This window comes from Flavobacterium fluviale, from assembly GCF_003312915.1.
Taxonomy (GTDB): Bacteria; Bacteroidota; Bacteroidia; order Flavobacteriales; family Flavobacteriaceae; genus Flavobacterium; species Flavobacterium fluviale.
The window spans coordinates 1493856-1514812 of record NZ_CP030261.1; the positions used below are offsets into that span (position 1 = coordinate 1493856).

General features: G+C 33.2%; 20 protein-coding genes. 4 read left to right on the forward strand and 16 right to left on the reverse strand.

Annotated elements, in window-relative coordinates; translation table 11 throughout:
• The 5 genes from mrdA to purH form a co-directional block, all read right to left on the reverse strand.
• Positions 1 to 1974, reverse strand: coding sequence for a penicillin-binding protein 2 (gene mrdA / locus HYN86_RS06740; protein ID WP_113677348.1), 1974 nt, complete (start codon positions 1972 to 1974; stop codon positions 1 to 3).
• Positions 1971 to 2477, reverse strand: a complete 507-nt coding sequence (locus tag HYN86_RS06745; protein ID WP_113677349.1) for a rod shape-determining protein MreD — start codon at positions 2475 to 2477, stop codon at positions 1971 to 1973. Before HYN86_RS06745 ends, mrdA begins: the two co-directional genes overlap by 4 nt.
• Entirely contained in the window at positions 2470 to 3300 is an 831-nt protein-coding gene (gene mreC, locus HYN86_RS06750; RefSeq protein ID WP_113677350.1) for a rod shape-determining protein MreC, read from the reverse strand. The genes HYN86_RS06745 and mreC overlap by 8 nt, the downstream gene beginning before the upstream one ends.
• Positions 3301 to 3411: 111 nt before the next feature.
• Positions 3412 to 4440, reverse strand: a complete 1029-nt coding sequence (locus HYN86_RS06755) for a rod shape-determining protein (RefSeq protein WP_008466528.1) — start codon at positions 4438 to 4440, stop codon at positions 3412 to 3414.
• Positions 4441 to 4494: 54 nt separating this feature from the next.
• Positions 4495 to 6021 (reverse strand): bifunctional phosphoribosylaminoimidazolecarboxamide formyltransferase/IMP cyclohydrolase, encoded by a 1527-nt coding sequence (gene purH / locus HYN86_RS06760; RefSeq protein WP_113677351.1) that lies wholly within the window; start codon positions 6019 to 6021, stop codon positions 4495 to 4497.
• 165 nt (positions 6022 to 6186) lie between these two features.
• On the opposite strand from purH, the gene HYN86_RS06765 reads away from it, so the two are divergent.
• Both HYN86_RS06765 and HYN86_RS06770 read left to right on the forward strand, forming a co-directional pair.
• Positions 6187 to 7434, forward strand: coding sequence for an ABC transporter permease (locus tag HYN86_RS06765; protein ID WP_113677352.1), 1248 nt, complete (start codon positions 6187 to 6189; stop codon positions 7432 to 7434).
• Between the two features lie 83 nt (positions 7435 to 7517).
• On the forward strand, positions 7518 to 8405 hold the full coding sequence (locus HYN86_RS06770; protein ID WP_113677353.1) for a cupin-like domain-containing protein: 888 nt from the start codon (positions 7518 to 7520) through the stop codon (positions 8403 to 8405).
• A gap of 169 nt (positions 8406 to 8574) precedes the next feature.
• Here HYN86_RS06770 and accD read toward each other — a convergent pair whose 3' ends face one another.
• From accD to tamL, 3 genes are all read right to left on the reverse strand, one after another.
• The gene (gene accD, locus HYN86_RS06775; protein ID WP_026728501.1) at positions 8575 to 9429 is read right to left on the reverse strand and encodes an acetyl-CoA carboxylase, carboxyltransferase subunit beta; all 855 of its coding nucleotides are present in this window, start codon (positions 9427 to 9429) and stop codon (positions 8575 to 8577) included.
• A gap of 75 nt (positions 9430 to 9504) precedes the next feature.
• On the reverse strand, positions 9505 to 10572 hold the full coding sequence (fbaA, locus tag HYN86_RS06780) for a class II fructose-bisphosphate aldolase (RefSeq protein WP_035645669.1): 1068 nt from the start codon (positions 10570 to 10572) through the stop codon (positions 9505 to 9507).
• 60 nt (positions 10573 to 10632) lie between these two features.
• On the reverse strand, positions 10633 to 13191 hold the full coding sequence (gene tamL, locus HYN86_RS06785; protein ID WP_113677354.1) for a translocation and assembly module lipoprotein TamL: 2559 nt from the start codon (positions 13189 to 13191) through the stop codon (positions 10633 to 10635).
• 37 nt (positions 13192 to 13228) lie between these two features.
• On the opposite strand from tamL, the gene HYN86_RS06790 reads away from it, so the two are divergent.
• Positions 13229 to 13957 (forward strand): RNA methyltransferase, encoded by a 729-nt coding sequence (locus HYN86_RS06790; protein WP_113677355.1) that lies wholly within the window; start codon positions 13229 to 13231, stop codon positions 13955 to 13957.
• A gap of 9 nt (positions 13958 to 13966) precedes the next feature.
• Here the strand turns inward: HYN86_RS06790 and porT are convergent, their stop codons facing one another.
• The 4 genes from porT to HYN86_RS06810 form a co-directional block, all read right to left on the reverse strand.
• Positions 13967 to 14677 (reverse strand): type IX secretion/gliding motility protein PorT/SprT, encoded by a 711-nt coding sequence (porT, locus tag HYN86_RS06795; RefSeq protein ID WP_113677356.1) that lies wholly within the window; start codon positions 14675 to 14677, stop codon positions 13967 to 13969.
• A 1-nt stretch (position 14678) separates the two neighbouring features.
• Entirely contained in the window at positions 14679 to 15410 is a 732-nt protein-coding gene (gene ubiE / locus HYN86_RS06800) for a bifunctional demethylmenaquinone methyltransferase/2-methoxy-6-polyprenyl-1,4-benzoquinol methylase UbiE (protein WP_113677357.1), read from the reverse strand.
• 573 nt (positions 15411 to 15983) lie between these two features.
• Positions 15984 to 16466: a dihydrofolate reductase gene (locus tag HYN86_RS06805; protein WP_113677358.1), complete on the reverse strand. Its 483-nt coding sequence runs from the start codon at positions 16464 to 16466 to the stop codon at positions 15984 to 15986.
• Positions 16467 to 16478: 12 nt separating this feature from the next.
• Entirely contained in the window at positions 16479 to 16823 is a 345-nt protein-coding gene (locus HYN86_RS06810) for a 2TM domain-containing protein (protein WP_113677359.1), read from the reverse strand.
• A 238-nt stretch (positions 16824 to 17061) separates the two neighbouring features.
• On the opposite strand from HYN86_RS06810, the gene HYN86_RS06815 reads away from it, so the two are divergent.
• On the forward strand, positions 17062 to 17358 hold the full coding sequence (locus HYN86_RS06815) for an isoamylase early set domain-containing protein (protein ID WP_113677360.1): 297 nt from the start codon (positions 17062 to 17064) through the stop codon (positions 17356 to 17358).
• Positions 17359 to 17395: 37 nt separating this feature from the next.
• On the opposite strand, the gene HYN86_RS06820 is transcribed toward HYN86_RS06815, so the two are convergent.
• The 4 genes from HYN86_RS06820 to HYN86_RS06835 form a co-directional block, all read right to left on the reverse strand.
• Positions 17396 to 18247, reverse strand: coding sequence for a thymidylate synthase (locus HYN86_RS06820; protein ID WP_113677361.1), 852 nt, complete (start codon positions 18245 to 18247; stop codon positions 17396 to 17398).
• A 119-nt stretch (positions 18248 to 18366) separates the two neighbouring features.
• Positions 18367 to 18990: a bifunctional nuclease family protein gene (locus tag HYN86_RS06825; protein WP_113677362.1), complete on the reverse strand. Its 624-nt coding sequence runs from the start codon at positions 18988 to 18990 to the stop codon at positions 18367 to 18369.
• Between the two features lie 164 nt (positions 18991 to 19154).
• Positions 19155 to 20123: an electron transfer flavoprotein subunit alpha/FixB family protein gene (locus HYN86_RS06830; RefSeq protein WP_113677363.1), complete on the reverse strand. Its 969-nt coding sequence runs from the start codon at positions 20121 to 20123 to the stop codon at positions 19155 to 19157.
• Between the two features lie 87 nt (positions 20124 to 20210).
• Entirely contained in the window at positions 20211 to 20957 is a 747-nt protein-coding gene (locus HYN86_RS06835; RefSeq protein WP_113677364.1) for an electron transfer flavoprotein subunit beta/FixA family protein, read from the reverse strand.

The window sequence follows — 20957 nt, forward strand, 5'->3', positions numbered from 1 at the left end:
TTAGTTTTTCTTAGTAGTGTCTACTGCTGTTTTTTTAACTTCAGTTTTTGGTGCTGTTGTAACGGGTGCTTTTGGTTTTATAATTTTGGCTTGTAAAGCAGAATCTTTTGGTACAGACTCAATTTTAAGCGCCTCACTAATTCCTCCCAATTTCGCATATTCCGAAAGTAAGCTTTTGTTTAATACTCTTACTTCCAAATCAGTTCTTGTGATTTTTTTTCTAAGATATTTTTCAATCATTAAACTCGCAATAGGTCCAGCTACAGTAGCTCCAAAACCTCCGTTTTCAATCATAACTGCTATAGCGATTTTAGGATTGTCCTTTGGTGCGAAAGCTACAAATATCGAGTGATCTTTTAGTTTTTCTCTTTTGCCGTTTATTTTAGCGTAGTTTTCAGCTGTTCCTGTTTTTCCGCAAATATCGATTCCTTCTACTCTAAGAGCATATGCGGTACCTTTATTGTAAACATCAAATAAACCACTAATAACAGGCGGAAAATATTTTTGATCAATACTGGTTACGTGTTTCGTAGTAAACTTAGTGTCTATTTTTTCTCCTTCTATTTTTTTAATGATGTGAGGTGTGTAGTAGTAACCTTGATTAGCTACAGTTGCCATCATATTTGCTAATTGAATTGGCGTCATTAAAACTTCTCCCTGACCAATTGCATTTGAGACAATTGTCGAGCTTCTCCATCCTCCATTAGGATAAATTCTTTTATACGTTTTAGAAGTCGGAATATTTCCTTTTTTACCAGTTGGCAGGTCATAACCCATAAATTGTCCTAAACCAAAACTTCTTACGTGATCACTCCAGACATCAACAGCTTTTCCTGGGTCTTTGTATTTGTTGATGGTTAGCATATAAGCTTGGCCAAAATACGTGTTACAAGAATTGTAAATACCATTATGCAATTGATGTGGACCAAAACCATGGCATTTCATAAATCGGCCTCCACCATAACTAAATCCGTGATGACACATAAAAGTAGTCTGTTCATTAACGACTCCTTCTTGAAGAGCAATTAAACCAGTTAAAATTTTAAACGGAGAACCAGGAGGATACTCGGCTAAAAGTCCTCTGTCGTATAATGGTTTTGCAATAGAGTCATGATATAAAAGCGTGTAGTTTTTAGATCTTTGTCTTCCAACCATAATACCAGGATCGTAAGAAGGTGCAGTTACCAATGCAAGAATTTCTCCTGTTTTAGGTTCAAGAGCTACGATACCGCCTCTTTTGTTGATCATCAAATCTTCACCGTATTTTTGAAGTTCGGCATCAATAGTGATGTTGATATCTTCTCCCGCAACGGCAATAGTATCGTATTTACCTTCTTTGTATGAGCCAATCTCACGGTTGTATTTATCTTTTTGAATATATTTTACACCTTTAATTCCACGTAAAATCTCTTCATAGCTTTGTTCAACGCCTTGTTGGCCAATTAAATCTCCACTATTGTAATACGGATTTTTTTCAATTAATTTTTCATTTACCTGAGTGATAAAACCAAAAATATTGGCTCCGTAATCTACTTCATAATCACGCAAAGATCTTTTTTGAAAATAGAAGCCTTCGTACTTTCTGATTTTCTCCTGAAAAGCAGCAAATTCAGTTTTGTTTAATTGCGATAAAAAAACAGATGGAAGCCTTGGACTGTAAACTTTTGCTTTTGCAATACGCTTATTGTATTCTTCTGGCGTAATATTCAGAAGATTGCAAAATTCAGCAATATTAAGGTCTTTCTTTACTTCTCTAGGAATTACCATAATATCATATGAAGCCTGATTAGCCACAAGGAGTTTTCCATTTCTATCGTAAATGTAACCTCGCTCAGGGTAATCATAAACTTTTTTTATCGCATTATTTTCTGATTTCAATTTAAAAGAATCGTCAATAATCTGCAGATAAAATATCCGAATCACTAGCAAAGATGCTGCAATAATAATTATAGTGGGCAGCAGAACTTTTCTCATCGTTTATTGGGCTTAATAAGATAAATTATTATAATGGAAGTAATTATAGTGAAAATAGAGCTAAATAAGGTTCGGAGTAAAATATCCCAGATAAACTTGAACTGGAAAGCTTCTAAAATAAATAATACAATATGATGCATTAAAACTGAAACCAAAATAAATGAAAATCGCTCTGGTGTTAAAGATTCATTAAGCTTGATAGTTTGGTATTCGTAACTTAGTCCAAAAGAAAACTTAAAAATATAAGGTCTGTAATAGGCTAGAATTACACATGCCGTTGCATGTATCCCGCCCGAATTACAAAACATATCCATAGTTAAACCCAATAAAAAGCTCGAAATTATTAATCCGGCTTTGTTGCTGTTAACAGGATATAAGATGATATACAAGATATACGGAAAAGGACTTATATAGCCTAAGAAATTCATATTGTTGAAAATAACAATTTGAATTGCCAGCAGTATAATAAATCTGAAAATATTTACCAACAAAGCACTATTCATCTTTTTCTTTGCTTTTGTTTTCTAAATTAATAAGCTCTTCTCTTCCTTTACTCTTAATGATGTAAACGTGTCCTAAATTGGTCATGTCATTAAATAGTTTAACTTTTATGACATAAAAACTTGTACCTTCTTTTTTATAGACGATATCAACTGTTCCGATGTTAATTCCTTCTGGGAAAATTACAGATTGTCCGCCGGTAACAATGGTGTCTCCTTTTCTAATAGAAGCCAGCCTCGGAACATCTTCAAGTTGTACGTATCCTGTACTTTTTCCGTTCCAAGTCAATGAACCAAAGTGATTTGATTTTTTAATCTTTGCATTGATATGGGACTTCATATTCAAAATACTAACCACTGTTGAGTAATTTGGAGAAGTATTATCAACAACCCCAACAATTCCTAAACTATTAATAACTCCCATATCTTGCTTAACGCCTTCATTGCTTCCAGAATTCAAAGTAATGTAGTTTTCGTGCGTATTGTAAGAGTTGTGAATTACTTTAGAAACGATTATATCAGAAGGTTTTACACCTTTAATACTATCGGGTAAAGCTGGTTTGGTAGTGTCTTCTTTGTTGAATAAAAGACTTTTTAATCTTGCGTTCTCAAGTACAAGTTCATCATTTTCAGCTCTTAAATTCAAGTATTCATTCACGCGATTAATTCTTTCATAAACACCGCCGCTTAAAAAATTAGCAGAACTTATTACTTTGCTTCTGTGAAAGGAATGAGATTGAATAGTGAGTCCTAATGAAATACCTAAAAGCAGCAAAAACAGTAATCTATTACTGTTTCTTATAATAAAATTAAAAATTTGCTGCATTTCTTGTTTGGTTATTTTGTTTCAGGATATGCTTTATGGTTTCAGATTTTATAAGGATCAAATGTTCAAAATTTGATCCTTATAAAAGTAAATTGATTGTTATTTTGAATCTTATTTGATTAAGATACTTTTAAATTTTGCAATGTTTTTAAGTGCCATTCCTGTACCGCGCACAACAGCTCTTAATGGATCTTCTGCAATATAAACAGGTAAATCTGTTTTTTGAGAAATACGTTTGTCAAGACCTCTCAACATAGATCCTCCACCTGCTAAATAGATACCAGTATTGTAAATATCGGCAGCTAATTCTGGAGGAGTTTGAGATAATGTTTCCATTACCGCATCTTCAATACGTTGAATAGATTTGTCTAATGCTTTTGCAATTTCACGGTAAGATACATCTACTTGTTTTGGTTTACCAGTAAGTAAATCTCTACCTTGAACTGACATATCTTCTGGCGGACCATCTAAATCTTCGATAGCTGCTCCAATTTGAATTTTTATTTTCTCAGCAGTACTTTCTCCAACAAAAAGGTTATGTTGTGTACGCATGTAATAGACAATGTCATTTGTGAAAACGTCACCTGCAATTTTTACAGATTTGTCGCAAACAATACCGCCTAAAGCAATTACAGCGATTTCTGTTGTACCACCTCCGATATCAACAATCATGTTTCCTTTTGGCTGCATGATGTCAATTCCAATACCGATTGCAGCGGCCATTGGTTCGTGAATTAAGTAAACTTCTTTTCCGTTTACACGCTCACAAGATTCTTTTACCGCACGCATTTCAACCTCAGTAATTCCAGAAGGAATACAAACTACCATTCTTAAAGCTGGAGTAAACATTCTCTTTTTTAACGCAGGAATACTTTTAATGAACATATTGATCATTTTTTCTGACGCGTCAAAATCTGCAATTACACCATCTTTTAAAGGCCTAATGGTCTTGATGTTTTCATGCGTTTTACCTTGCATCATGTTGGCTTCTTTACCAACAGCGATGATTTTGCCTGATACTCTATCACGTGCTACGATAGAGGGGCTGTCAATAACAACTTTATCATTATGAATGATTAAAGTGTTTGCGGTACCAAGGTCTATTGCAATATCCTCGGTCATGAAATCAAAAAATCCCATAAGTTTTTTAGGGGTTTAAAATGTTATAAATTATTTTGAACAAAGTTAAACAAATTAATGTTTAAAATGACGAGTTCCTGTAAATACCATTGCAAGATTATTTTCGTTGCAATAATTTATGCTTAATTCGTCTTTTATTGAACCTCCTGGCTGAATTACCGCTGTAATTCCTGCTTTTTTAGCTAATTCTACACAATCCGGAAAAGGGAAAAATGCATCACTTGCCATCGAAGCACCGTTTAAATCAAATCCAAAAGCTTTTGCTTTATCAACAGCTTGTATTAAAGCATCAACTCTTGAAGTTTGACCGGTACCAGATGAAATCAATGTTCCGTTTTTAGCAAATACAATTGTGTTTGATTTTGTATTCTTGCAGATTTTAGAAGCAAAGATCAAATCTTCGATCTCTTGAGCAGTAGGTTCTGTAATTGTAACGGTTTTTAAATGCTCTTTATTATCTGTAATATTATTTCTGTCCTGAATTAACAAACCATTAAGACAAGTTCTTACTTGGCGTGATGGCAATTCAACTTCATTTTGAACTAATATAATTCTGTTTTTCTTTTCTTGTAAAACTGTAACTGCCTCATCATCATAAGCTGGAGCAATAACTACCTCGCAGAATAATTTGTTGATTTCCTGAGCCGTTTCTAAATCAATTTTAGTATTAGAAATTAAAACTCCTCCAAAAGCAGAAGTTGGGTCACATGCTAAAGCCGCTAAATAAGCTTCGCTGATCGTTTTTCTTGAAGCCAAGCCGCAAGCATTGTTGTGTTTTAAAATGGCAAATGTTGGTCCGTCAGTTTTAAACTCAGCAATTAAATTTACAGCTGCATCAACATCAAGTAAGTTGTTATATGATAGTTCTTTTCCGTGAATTTTGTTGAACATTGCGTCAAAATCTCCAAAGAAGAATCCTTTTTGGTGAGGATTTTCACCATATCTTAAAACTTGACCATTTGCAATACTTTCTTTGTAAATAGTCTCGTCTGTATTGAAATAATTAAAAATAGCTCCGTCATAGTGAGAGGAAACGTGGAATGCTTTAGTAGCAAACAATCTTCTGTTTTCAAGAGTTGTTGCTCCGTCTTGCTCTGTAATTAAATCTAAAAGCAAACTATATTCGTTAACAGAAGCTACAATTACAGTGTCTTTGAAATTTTTTGCACCAGCACGAATTAATGAAATTCCGCCAATATCAATTTTTTCAATAATATCTTGTTCACTAGCTCCAGAAGCAACAGTTTTTTCAAAAGGATATAAATCAACGATAACTAAATCGATTTGAGGAATATCAAATTCCTTCATCTGCTGTACATCACTTTCGTTATCTTGACGATTCAAGATACCACCGAAAATTTTTGGGTGTAAAGTTTTAACTCTTCCTCCAAGAATTTCTGGGAATGAAGTAATGTCTTCAACAGGAACTACGGGAATTCCAAGGTTTTTGATAAAATCTTCAGTTCCTCCAGTAGAATAAAGTGTAACATTTTGTTCGTGTAATTTTCTAACGATTGGTTCTAAACCATCTTTAGAGAAAACAGAAATTAATGCCGATTGTATTTTTTTAGTTGTGCTCATTGTGTAGTTATAATTTTGAGACTGCAAAAGTAGTTTTTTTATACATTATATTAAAAAAAATTAGTGTAACAAAATGCTAAAAAAATCTACTGATGAGTAAGTTAACTTTTATTAGGTTTTTGAATTTAAATTATTGAATTTTACTTTATTGAAAAATACAAAAATATGCTTGTTTATTTAAGATTATTAAAAGAAAGTCTAAGCTTTGCCATCAATGCTTTGCGAAATAATAAATTGCGTACTTTATTGTCGCTTTTAGGTGTTACAATTGGTATTTTTTCAATTATAGCTGTTTTGGCCGCTGTAGATTCTTTAGATAAAAAAATCTCTAAAGATTTAAGCAGTTTAGATAAAAATACGATTTATTTAATGAAATTTAACTTTGGTCCGTCAGAAATTCCACAATGGAAAAGAGAGCAGTTTCCGAATGTAAAATATGATGAATATATTGGATTGAAAAATTCAATGAATGATACCGACCAAGTAGGATATCAGCTTTTTGTGAATCGAGAAAGTTTAAAGTACGATTCTAAAACAGTTAGTGATGTAAATATTATTCCGTCGTCTAGCGAAATGGTCAATATTGACGGTTTGAGTTTTGATAAGGGAAGATTTTATAACGAATCAGAATCTAATTCAGGCACTGCAGTTATTGTTTTAGGGTTTGATATTGCAGAAGGACTTTTTGGCTCTAGTGATCCAATTGGAAAAAATATTCGTTTGTACGGACAGCGGTTTACCGTTATTGGTGTGATGGCAAAACAAGGAGCTGGTTTTTTTGGCGACAGTAATGATACTTCAGTTTATCTTCCAGCTAATTTTTTACGAAGGATGTATGGTGACAGCGATTCGATGACTCCGGTAATTGTCCTTAAACCTGTTAAAGGTGTTGATATGGAAGCTTATAAAGCACAGATTGCACAAAAATTAAGAGCAATTCGAGGCATGAAAGCGGGGGAGATGGATAATTTCTTTATTAATGTACTGTCTGGATTTACCGATTTTATTGACGGAATTTTAGGCCAGATGAATGTTGTCGGCTGGATCATCAGCGGATTTTCTCTTTTGGTCGGCGGCTTCGGAATTGCTAATATTATGTTCGTTTCTGTTAAAGAGAGAACAAATCTTATCGGAATTCAAAAATCATTAGGAGCAAAAAATAAATTTATATTATTCCAGTTTTTGTTCGAAGCTGTAATTTTATCTGTAATAGGTGGAATTATTGGTCTTCTTATGGTTTGGGGAATTGCCTTTGCTTTAACCAAACTGCTTGATTTCGAATTTGTTCTGAGTTTAGGAAATATTCTTTTAGGAACTGGTTTAGCTGCAATTATTGGTTTAGTTTCGGGAATACTGCCGGCTATTTCTGCATCAAATTTAGATCCGGTTGAAGCTATTCGTACTGGAATGTAGTAATTTGTTTGTGCATTTGATTTTAAATTTTTGAAACTAGAAATAATTGATGTGGGTATTTAGATAATTTAAATTGGAAAACAATGAGTTTTATCCTAAAAAATGTTGATGTAGTAGAATCTATTTCTAGGGAAGATTTTAAAAAGAATTATCTAGATAAAAGGAAACCTCTTATAATAAAAGGATTAACTAAAGATTGGCCTGCGCGGGATAAATGGTCTACAGATTATTTTAAAGAAATTGCAGGGGATATTGAAGTAAAACTTGTTGACAATTCTAAGGCAGATCCTTCAAAAGTTATTAATGCTTCGATTGCGAGTATGAAATTTGGTGAATATCTCGATTTAATAAAAAGAGAACCAACGCAATTACGTATTTTTTTCTTTAATCTTTTTAAACACAGACCTGAATTAATTAATGATGTAAAAATTCCCAAAGATTTAATGGGAGGTTTTATAGAAAGTATGCCTGCCATGTTTTTTGGAGGTTCAAAGGCGATTACTTTCCTGCATTACGATATTGATCTGCCACATCTTTTTCATACGCATTTTGGCGGCAGAAAACACATAATATTGTTTGATAATAAATGGAAAAAACGACTTTATTGTGTTCCAAATACAACTTATGCTTTAGAAGATTATGATGTTGCCAATCCAGATTTTGAAAAATTTCCCGCTTTAAAAGGAGTAGAAGGCTATGAGGTTTTCTTGGAACATGGAGACACTTTATTTATGCCAACCGGAATGTGGCACTGGATGCGTTATATAGACGGCTCTTTCTCGCTAAGTCTTCGCGCTTGGGATCAATCTATATCTCGGAAAATGGGAAGTGTTTGGAGTTTGTTTATGCATGGTGCAGTCGATAGCGCTATTAAAATAGTTTTTAGAGAACGTTATGCAATTTGGCGTGAGAAACTAGCTTTTAAAATTGCTGATAGGGAATTGAAAAAGGATTTGAAAAAAGCGGGATGATTTAATTTTTTGTTTTTTCAAAGAAGAAGGATTTTAGGATTGCTATTCAATGTCATGTTTATGGTGAATTTATTCAGTAAAAAAGTTCTGTACGAACGACACATCGGTAGATATAAAAAAATCCCAAGAAGCAATTTCTTGGGATTTTCTATTTTGAATAGTTTAAAAACTATCTAATATCATTGTTTTGAATCAAATCGATATATAAGTTGATCTTATCTTTTAATTCTTTTCTTGGCGTGATAAAGTCTAAGAAACCGTGTTCTAAAAGAAACTCAGCAGTTTGGAAACCTTCTGGTAAATCTTTTCCTGTAGTGTCACGAACAACACGCGGACCAGCAAAACCAATCAAAGCACCTGGTTCAGAGATATTAATGTCTCCTAACATAGCGTAAGATGCAGTTGTTCCTCCAGTTGTTGGATCTGTACAAAGAGAGATATAAGGTAATTTAGCTTCAGCTAATTGAGCCAGTTTTACAGAAGTTTTTGCTAATTGCATTAAAGAATAAGCAGCTTCCATCATACGAGCTCCACCAGATTTAGAAATCATTACAAAAGGAAGTTTGTTTTTAATAGCATGATCAATACCTCTAGCGATTTTTTCACCTACTACAGCTCCCATAGATCCACCGATGAATGCAAAATCCATACAGCAAATTACAAGTTCTCTTCCTTTAGATTTTCCTACTCCCGTACGTACAGCGTCTTTAAGATGAGTTTTTTCCATTACATCTTTTAATCTCTCTGCATATTTTTTTGTATCCACAAAATGCAAAGGATCTTTTGATGTCATGTTTTTATCTAACTCAACAAATTCGTTGTTGTCGAATAAAATTTCAAAATAGGTTGCGCTTCCAATTCGAACGTGAAAATCATCTTCAGGGCTTACGAATAAGTTACGAGCTAATTCGTCAGCGTCAATAATTTTTCCAGTAGGAGATTTGTACCACAATCCTTTCGGAACGTCCATCTTATCTTCTGTAGCGGTCGTAATCCCTTTTTCTTGTCTTTTAAACCAAGCCATATTGAATGTTTTTTTTGTTTCAGGTTTAAAGTTTAAAGTTGCTAAACCTGAAACCTGAAACTTTAAACTTTTTTATTATAGTGTATTCACATTATTTAAATCAGCAAAAGCTTGTTCAAGTCTTGCGTTGAATGTTACTTCGCTTTCACGAACCCATCTTCTTGGGTCATAATATTTTTTGTTTGGAGCATCCGCACCTTCTGGGTTTCCAATTTGAGATTTTAAGTAGTCAAGATTTTTAACCATATAATCACGGATTCCTTCAGTGTATGCAAACTGTAAATCTGTATCGATGTTCATTTTGATAACTCCGTAGCTGATTCCTTCTCTGATTTCTTCAAGTGTAGAACCTGAACCTCCGTGGAAAACGAAATCTACTGGATTGTGTCCAGTGTTGAATTTGTTTTGAACGAAATCTTGAGAATTTTTTAAGATTTTTGGAGTTAATTTTACGTTTCCTGGTTTGTAAACACCGTGAACGTTTCCAAAAGCAGCAGCAATTGTAAATTTAGGACTTACTTTAGATAATTCTTCGTAAGCGTAAGCTACTTCTTCTGGCTGTGTGTATAGTTTTGAGCTGTCAACATCAGAGTTGTCAACACCATCTTCTTCTCCACCTGTAATACCAAGTTCGATTTCCAATGTCATGCCCATTTTACTCATTCTAGCTAAATACTCTTTACAGATCTCAATATTTTCTTCGATTGGCTCCTCAGACAAATCGATCATGTGAGAACTGAATAATGGTTTTCCTGTTTCTGCGAAATGTTTTTCAGAAGCATCTAATAAACCATCGATCCAAGGCAATAATTTTTTTGCACAGTGGTCAGTGTGTAAGATTACAGTTGCACCGTAAGCTTCTGCCAAAGTATGAATATGTTTTGCTCCCGCGATTCCTCCCGCGATTGCTGCTTTTTCACCTGCATTTGATAATCCTTTTCCAGCGTTGAATTGTGCTCCTCCGTTAGAAAATTGAATGATAACTGGCGCGTTTAGTTTTGCTGCAGTTTCAAGAACTCCGTTAATTGTGCTTGATCCAGTAACGTTTACTGCTGGAAGAGCAAAACCCTTCTCTTTAGCATAATTAAAGATCTCTTGTACTTGATCTCCTGTAGCTACTCCTGGTTTAATGTTATGTGCCATTGTAATTTTTTTTATAGTTGTTTTTAGTTTTTAGGTTGCAAAAATAAGAATTAATTAGCATTAGAACGGATAATTTATCCCAAAATTTAAAACCGAGTGCCCAAAATTGTATTCTTTAAACCAACGGTCTCCCTTCTCATGCGCCGGATTATAAGTCTTAAAGCCTAAATCTAAACGAATAACAAAAAAGCTTAAATCGTATCGTAAACCAAATCCTGTTCCTAAAGCAATTTCATCTAAATCGTTTAAGTTGTCGAATTTTGCTTTCTCATCTATAACATTATCGAGTACATTCCAGATATTTCCGGCGTCTGCAAAGATGGCTCCCTTAACATCGCCGGCAATTTTGAAACGAAACTCAGCACTTGCTGCAATTTTCATATTGGCCTCATTAAAGTCATTTACTGCATTTGTGCTTCCGGGTCCTAAAGCATAAGGCTGCCAGGCACGATTGTCATTTGAACCTCCTGCATAATAACTTCGTGAAAACGGAATATAATTTGAATTTCCAAACGGAATTGCAATTCCGAAAAAAGTTCGGACTGCCAGTACTTTTTCCTTTCCAAAATCCCAGTGTTTGATATAATCGAATTCAGTTTTAACATACTCCGAATACTCAAGATTGAAAATTTCATAGTTTCCTCTTGAATTTTTAGGCAGATTTCCAATGCTTGAAACAGCAGACAATAATGTTCCGGCAGATTCGATTTTTGTTCTAAATTGATAAAAATTATTATCGGCTAAATCTTTCTTAGTTGTTTTGGTAAAAGAATAACTAGTCGCCAGAATAAAATCATTTTCTGTTAAACGAACCCTTCTTTCTTCTATGCTTTCTACTTCTTGATACTCTGTACGATCTGGTGTTAATGCAGTTTGTCCTGTTAAAACTTGATTGGTAAATTCAGTTGTTCCTGTAGGAATGGTTAGGTTATTATCAGAGTCTACCTCTGCTTTCCCATCTGTATTGTAAGTATTTGCGATATTGTTCAGATCATTATAGGAAGAAGTATAAACATTGTAGTAATTATTTGGATTTAAATTACGAACAAATTGTGCATTTAATAAATCAAATTTAGCTGTGTTATAACGTTTTGGAGTCCAGTTATATGCAATACCTCCAGTAAAATTTTCCTTGTCTAAACCAATATTTCGCTGTTTGGAGAAACCAGAAGTTATGGTTGTATACGGAATCATACTTTTGGGAATAATTTTTTCGGTTCCAAAGGGAAGCAGAATTCTTGGAAAGTTCAATTTCATGTCCAGTCCGTATTCAGAAACGTTAAAGAAATTATTGTTTGGATTCGCCATGTCTCGTGATGAACCAATATTTAAACGGGCAGAAATTTCTAAAGTTTCGGCACGGTTGAAAACATTTCGGATCGTTTCCGAAATACTTGCTCCAATTCCAAAATCTTGAATATTAGAATGTGTTACGTCAAAAGTAGCTCCAAAACTGTATTTTTTTCGAGGCGTCAAATAAACATTTGCAATAAGTGACTGCGCTGTCGAATCTCTTTTATCTACTTCATACTGTATCGAAGGGTAATTAAAAATCTTTAAATTATTTAAATATCGAGAAGAAAGAGTAGTTCTAAAATCTGCAAAAGTACTTCCTTTGGTGATGAAAATCGCGTCCGTAATGGCACGAGGTTTATATTTTAATTTATTAAAACTGTAAAGATTGAAGTTATTATAAGTGGTGCTGTCGGTAGGTTTCTTTTTAGAATTCGCAGCAGAATAATCCGTATAGATATTAACATCGCTGATCTTATATAGTTTAAAAGGTTCTGTACGGCTTGAATCTCTTTCCTGGATATTGTTATTTCCAATGTTTAGAGTAACATCTGCCTGGGCTTTTTTTCCAATAGTATCAATGTCAAAAGTTACATAAGTAGGCTGGAAGTAGTACGCACCGTGGTTTCTGAAATAAGTTGTAATACGATTTTTTTCTTCCTCAAAATCTGTAGTTTTATATTGATTTCCAGATTTTAATGCAGAAGGCTCTGTAATAGTTTTGTATAATGAATCTAAAGCCGGAGTCATTATATTAGTTTTGATCGTATCTAATTTATAAGCCGGTCCTGTAGTGATGTTGTAATTAATTGCAGCTCTTTTGCGTCCCAGACTATCAATTGTATAATCTGTTAAAACGTTGAAAAAACCATTGTTAAAATAGTAGTATTTTAAACGCAGAAGTGATTTTTTTGTTTTCGAAGTGTCAATAATTACAGGCGGTTCACCTGTGTTTTTTAAAAATTCGTGAATTCCTTTATAATAAAAAGACTGTCCAAGGCGGTCTACTTGTTTTGCCGAAAGTATTTTAGACATACGTTCGTATTTGCCTGGATTGTTTTTAAATTTTGCCTGATAAGTTGAATCTGGATTTAAATTGGCTAAATTGTATAAATTTAATCGAAGTTTATAACCCAGTAATGTACCATTTGGTTTTTGGTACATCTGATTGGAAGCAATTTCGTCATTCGATGATTTGCCGTTTACTAGAATATTATTTTTTACAAGAAGGTTTTTTCCATCGGGAACTCTTTTTACGGCATTACAAGCGCAAATTAATATTGCAATTAGAAGAAATGCTATTATTTTTGTGGAATTATTTTTCAAGTGTTTTTTAATATTTAATTCAAAAGTACATTATTTTATGGTTAGTAAAAACCAAATAAAGCTTATCTCAAGTTTACATCAAAAAAAGCAGCGTTTTGCTAATCAATTATTTTTTGCTGAAGGAGTAAAAGTAATTCAAGAATTGCTGCAATCCAATTTTGAATTAGAACATTTATACACTACATTAAATGATTTTGAAGAGGTTCAGTCTTCTAAACGAACTCAAATTAATGAACAAGAACTTAAAAAAATAAGTGCTTTAAGCACTCCAAATTCTTGCCTGGCTGTTTTTAAAATTCCTGCCGAAAAGAAAATAATCGATTCGGGATTAATTTTGGCTTTAGACGATATTCGAGATCCTGGAAATCTGGGAACTATTTTACGTCTGTGCGATTGGTTTGGAATTAAACAAGTTATCTGTTCTAAAGAAACAGTAGATATTTACAATCCAAAAGTGGTGCAGGCTACGATGGGCTCCATTACCAGAGTAAATATAAATTACGTTGATTTAAAATCTTTTCTTGCTCAAACTAAACTGCCAGTTTTTGGAACTTTTATGGACGGAGCTAATATTTATCAATCGGAATTACCTCAAGAAGGCATCATTATTATGGGTAATGAAGCGAACGGTATTTCAGAAGAGATTGAAAAAATAATAACCAATCGTCTAACAATTCCTAGATTTGGAGAGCTGCAAAAAACCGAAAGTTTAAATGTAGCTACTGCAACAGCAATTATTCTAAGTGAATTTAAACGAAATAGTTAAGATTTTGTTTTAATGAAAAGTGAAATTTATTAAAATTGCTCTAGATTTCATCGAATCAATATTATCGGTATAGCCGCTAGGAGATGTGTTGTCTCTAATTAATTCATCTGTTATACCGAACATCCCCCTTACAGAAGGAGAAAAGATAAAGTATTCTGTAAAAATATCAATTCCTAAACCAACTTCATAAGCTGCAGTCCACTGTTTTACCCTAAATTTCTGCTGATAGTTATCATCTTTAGATTTAGAATTGCTCGATAAATTTAAAGTAGTAGACATACCTCCAACTAAGTAAGGACGAATATTGCCAGTACGTAAAGCAGAAAATTTCAGTAATAAAGGGAAGTGAATATAAGTACTATTCACTTCTCTTAAATATTCACTTTCTAAATCTCCTACACCCGAAAAATATAAATCACGTTTTGTATAATACAACCCAGGTTCAAAACGAAGGCTGATATATTCCTGCAGTCTTAAATCAGCGACAACACCAACATTAAAACCAGTCGTCTTTTTAACTTGAATATCGTTAGGGACAGGAGTTTTGTAATCAAATTTAAAGTCAAAACTATTAAAACCTAAATAATATCCAAAGTAGACACGCTGCTTTTGAAAGTTTTCAAGGTTAATAATAGGATCTTTGCTAAACATATTTTTAGCAAATTGAGAATGCCCTTTTGTCGCTAAGACCAACAAAAATAAGATTACAGCTTTTTTCATACTATTTTTTAGATGCAGAATAAATCGTTGCGACACCAAAAGTTTGAGGCATTGCCACAACATCTATAAACCCAGTTTTTCTCAAAATATTGTTTAAGGCTTCACCATAAGGAAAAGCAGCAGCAGATTCCGATAAATAGCCATATGCATCATTGTCCTTAGAAAATAATTTCCCGATAAGCGGTAATATATTTTTTGTATAAAAATTATAACCTTGTTTGTAAGGGAATTTATCTGGAACAGAAGTTTCTAAAATAACAAAAACACCATTTGGCTTAAGAACTCTTAAGATTTCTGCAAAACCTTTTTCAAGATTTTCAAAGTTTCTCACTCCAAAACCAACAGTTATAGCATCAAAATAATTATCCTCAAAAGGCATATTCTCAGAATCCCCTAAAACTAATTCAATAATATTAGAAAGATTTTTTTCCTGTACTTTCTTTTTTCCAACTTCAAGCATTCCGGCAGAAATATCCAAACCAATGATTTTTTCAGCATTTGTCTGAGATAATAAAATAGCTAAATCACCAGTTCCTGTAGCAATATCAAGAATTACTTTTGGTTTCTTGTCTGAAACTATTTTTAATACCTTTTTACGCCATTTAACATCAATTCCAAAAGAAATGACACGATTCAAATTATCGTAATTCCCAGAAATGGTGTCAAACATTTGGGTTACCTGCTCTTTTTTTCCTAATGAAGAGTCTTTATACGGAGTTATTTTTTCAGACATTTTTTTTATTTAGGCAAATATAAACAATCTAGTTTAACTGTAATTGAGTTTTTTAATTTGAAAAATAAATGTTTTATACGATTTATTTTAAAGTTAATTATTGAAATGTTTCGGCATCCCTAAATCTAGGTATTTTCGCAAAATCACTAAAATCGTGTATTGTACCGCTTCGCTATTATGAGCAACTTTGTAGAAGTAAAAATGATTAAAGTTTTAATGATTGGTAGTACCGCAAAGACTTAAGCAGATGATTACTTTTTGCACTTGTAATTCGTTTGTTCTTGAAAAAGTTTTGTAAGTATTGTTCTTGGGGGGAAATACTATTTTATAGTGCAAACTACGTTCTTAGGATTAAATTTGTTTTTGGAAATTTTAATTTTCTGCCTTTAATATCTTAGTGGTATTTGTTATTAAAGGCGTTTGAGACTATGTCTCAAATAACATTAAATGTTATTCAGTTATTTCAAATGTTTTTAACATTTGTGATTTTTAAACAAAACTATTCTTGAGTAAGTCAGGTCTAAAAAATCAATCGTTTTAAAAACATCCTCCCAAAAGAGGATGTTTTTTTATTTATTTTCTAATATAAGTTTCATAAGTATAATCATAAAGATGTTTTTCGTCTTTTTGATTTTCTTCAGATTCTACTAAAACCCATTCATTCTTATTTATTTTTGGAAAGAAAGTGTCTGCCTCAAATGTATGATGAACTTTAGTTAATTCTATTATATCTGTAAATGGCAGTGCAAGATTGTAAATTTCTCCGCCTCCTATAATATAACTGTCTTCGTTTTCAGGACAAACGGCAATTGCTTTTTCAATGCTGTCTACCACAATACATCCTTCAGGCTTATAATTTTCTTGACGTGTAATTACAACATGCACTCTATTAGGCAGCGGCTTAGGGAAACTCTCGAAAGTTTTTCTTCCCATAATAATATGATGACCAGTAGTAAGCGATTTAAAACGTTTAAAATCGTTTGGCAGATGCCATACTAATTCATTGTTTTTTCCAAGAGCATTATTTTCGGCTGCAGCCGCTATCATTATAATCATGGTATGCTGAAACTAAATTTTATTTTCATTTTCTTCACTAATAGAAGATTCAAGCTGGCTGATTCTTTTTTTCTGTAAAGCAACCAGTCTGTCAATCTGTTCTCTCTCCCATTTTTTATTCATAAAACGGTCGGTAATGTAGACTTTTATAAAGTGCAGAATAAAGATAAAAAGCCAGATCGTAATTCCCCAAATACACCAGTTTTGAGTTGTTCCTTCTCCAAAACCAAAAAATCTATTGGCAATAAATAAAAATAAACTTCCAAGCAGGAAAAGAACAAAATGAAAATATAGGATTTTTTTTTGTCTTAATCGTCGTCTAGCGTATTCGTATTGTTCGTGCACTTCTTTTTCCATAAGATAAAAATCAGATTATAAAGTTAAAATTTATTTTTGAAAGTCAATATTTTGGAGATAGAATATTTGCTTGGAAAAGATGTAAGAATTTGAAAAACAAAATTTTGCATATCATAAATTATTGATAAAGCTAAAATAACGGGTTGTTTTTGATATTCTGACAAATCGAAGCCGTTGTTGTGAGTGTTTGGATGATTTTAATTAATTTTAGATCTATAAATCTAAAAACTAAATAGTTATGTCTTTGAAGAAACAATTTATCAAAACGAAGCCAGTTTGTAAAGTAACATTTTCTATAGATGCCAAAGACGCTGATTCGGCAGCGGTGGTTGGGGATTTTAACAACTGGAATGCTTCAGAAGGAACTTTAAGTAAGTTGAAAAACGGAACTTTTAAAGCGACTTATGATTTGGTGAAAGATGCGATTTACGAATTTAAGTATGTAATCGATGGGGCTTACGTGAACGATCCAGAAGCAGATTTCTACAAATGGAATGATTATGCTGGAAGCGAAAATAGTGTTTTAGTTGTATAAAAAAATCCGCTTAAAATTAAAGCGGATTTTTTTATAATTATACTGCAACACTTCCTTTTATAGCAGGGTGCGGATCGTAATCTACTAGTGTGAAATCATTAAAATCAAAATCAAAAATGTTTTTAATCTCTGGATTTAAAATCATTTTTGGTAATGGTTTTGGTTCGCGAGTCAATTGTAATTCCAATTGCTCAAAATGATTGTTATAAATATGTGCGTCACCAAAAGTGTGAATAAAATCGCCTGGTTCTAAATCACAAACCTGAGCAATCATCATAGTTAATAATGCGTAAGAAGCAATGTTAAAGGGAACTCCCAAAAATATATCAGCACTTCTTTGGTATAACTGACAAGATAATTTTCCTTTAGTTTCCCCTTTTTCTACATTTGGAGTTGCCACATAAAATTGAAAAAATGCATGACATGGAGGCAAAGCTGCTTTATTGTTAGCTACATTTTCTTCAAATGATTTTTTAGTATCTGGCAAAACCGAAGGATTCCAAGCAGAAACCAGCATTCTACGGCTGTTCGGATTTGTTTTTAATTCAGTAATTAATTCAGTAATCTGATCAATTTCTTCGCTGTTCCAGTTTCTCCACTGATGTCCGTATACAGGTCCTAAATCACCATTAGAATCAGCCCATTCATCCCAGATTTTCACTCCATTTTCCTGAAGATATTTTACGTTTGTATCGCCTTTTAAAAACCAAAGTAATTCGTAAATGATCGATTTTAAATGTAATTTTTTGGTCGTAACCATTGGGAAGCCTTCACTTAAATCAAAACGCATTTGGTAACCAAAAACACTTTTTGTTCCAGTTCCAGTTCGGTCTCCTTTTTGACAGCCGTTTTCTAAAACGTGTTTTACTAAATCTAAGTATTGCTTCATAAATGCTTTAAGCTTTAGGCTATAGGCTTTAGGCTTTTTCCTAAATGCTTACAGCTTGGATTTTTTTATGTTTTTAGCTTAAGCTTACAGCCTAATGCCTATGGCTTACTGCCATAAAATTATCTTTTCGAGATTTCGTCTCTAATTTTAGCTGCTTTTTCATAATCTTCCTGAGAAACGGCTTGATCTAAAAGTTCATTCAGTTCTTGCAGTGTATGTTTTGCGTAAACTTCACCAGATTGATTTGTTTCTTCCTCGTGTCCAAAAGTTTCTGGATTCGAAAGTACATCGTCAATTTCCTGAGCGCCTTGATCTGTATCTGCTGTATTTGATTTTAAATAAATTCCAGCTTTATCCAAGATGTTTTTATAAGTAAAAATCGGTGCATTGAAACGCAATGCTAAAGCAATTGCATCAGAAGTTCTGGCATCGATAATTTCTTCGATTTTATCTCTTTCGCAGATTAAACTAGAATAAAAAACACCGTCAACTAATTTGTGAATAATTACTTGTTTTACGACAATGTCAAATCTTTCTGCAAAGTTTTTGAATAAATCGTGCGTTAACGGACGTGGTGGTTTTATTTCTTTTTCTAAGGCAATAGCTATCGACTGGGCTTCAAAAGCGCCAATAACGATAGGTAATTTTCGTTCGCCATCAACTTCGTTCAAAATTAGGGCATAAGCGCCATTTTGAGTTTGACTGTATGAAATTCCTTTTATAGATAATTTTACTAGACTCATATATGTTTGTAAAAAAGGCACTTAGAGCCTTGTTTTATTGCTTTTTTTGTTTGAAAAATAAAGCTGCAATTTTAATCAAAAAATATGGAACAAAAAAGCTGCCTATAAACAAAGATACAATATCTTGTTTTTAGGCAGCAAATATTTTGAAGAGAATTCTTGAATTAAGAATGCTGAGCTTTAAAAGCTTTTAATTTCTCTGTTAATTGCGGTACGATTTCAAAAGCATCACCAACAATTCCGTAATCAGCAACTTTAAAGAAAGGAGCTTCAGGATCGTTATTGATAACCACCTTTACTTTTGACGAGTTAATACCAGCGATATGCTGAATAGCTCCAGAAATACCTACAGCAATATATAAATTAGTTGCAACTGGTTTTCCTGTTTGTCCAACGTGCTCGCTGTGAGGTCTCCATCCTAAATCTGAAACTGGTTTAGAACATGCAGTCGCAGCACCTAAAACAGCAGCAAGATCTTCGATTAATCCCCAGTTTTCTGGACCTTTCAATCCACGTCCGCCAGAAACTACGATATCAGCATCAGCAATAGAGACTTTTCCACTAACTTTTTCAACAGAATCTACTTTTACTCCAAAGTCATTTTCTCCAATTGATGGATTAAAATCTTCTTCAGAAGCAGATCCTGCACTTTCAAAAATTCCGTAAGAGTTTTTAGCCAAACCAAGAACTTTTACATCTGTATCGATTTGAGTAATGTTGAAAGCTTTGTTTGAGAACGCATTTCTTTTTACTTGGAAAGGCGAAGTGCTAACTGGCAGTCCAACAACATTTGATGCGAAACCAGCATTTAAAGCTACTGCAACCAATGATGAAAGATAAATACTATCTGTTGTCGAAGAAAGCAAAACAACTTTTGTTCCTTCTTTTTCAGCAGCTTGTTTAATTACATCGGCATATGCCTTAGCGGTAAAACCAGCTAATTTATCGTTATTTACTTTTAAAACTTTATCAACTCCGTATTTAGCTAATTCGCTTACGTCGCTAATGTTTACAGTTAAAGCCGTAACAGTTGTTCCTAAACTTTCGGCTACTTTTTTTGCATAAGAAGCTAATTCGAATGCTACTTTTTTAAATTTTCCTTCTGCAGATTCTGCATATATTAATATTGACATGATTTTTTTGTTTAGAGGTTATGAGTTTCAGTTTCAGGTTTCAAGTTGATCAACTGAAAGCTGAAAACCGAGACTGAAAACTGATTACTAGATTACCTTCGCTTCGTTGTGTAATAAATTGATTAACTCATCTAAATTATCAGGAGAAATTAATTTTACTGCTGATTTTGGAGCTGGTTTTTCAAATTTCACCGCTTTAGTATTTGCTGGAGCATCAACTGGTTCTAAAATAGTTAAAGCTTTAGTTCTTGCTGTCATAATTCCTCTCATGTTCGGAATACGCAAATCTTTTTCTTCAACAAGACCTTTTTGACCTCCAATAATTAGAGGTAGAGTAGTGCTTACTGTTTCTTTACCACCATCGATTTCACGAACCGCTTTTACATTGTTTCCATCAACAGTTAAAGCTGTACAAGAGTTTAAAAAGTTAGAACCTAAAATTCCAGCGATCATTCCAGGAACCATTCCGCCATTATAATCAAGAGATTCTTTTCCTGCAATTACAAGATCGTAACCTCCGTTTTTAATTACTTCTGCCAATTGTTTAGCAACAAAAAAACCATCAGTTGGGGTTGCATTTACACGAATAGCTTCATTTGCACCAATTGCCAAAGCTTTACGTAAAGTTGGTTCAGTATCAGGACCTCCGACATTTACTACAGTTACATTTGCACCTTGTTGTTCTTGAAACCAGATTGCACGTGTAAGTCCAAATTCGTCGTTAGGGTTTATCACATATTGTACACCGGCTGTATCAAATTCTGAATCGCCGTTAGTAAAGTTAATTTTTGAAGTAGTATCAGGCACATGGCTGATGCAAACTAGTATTTTCAT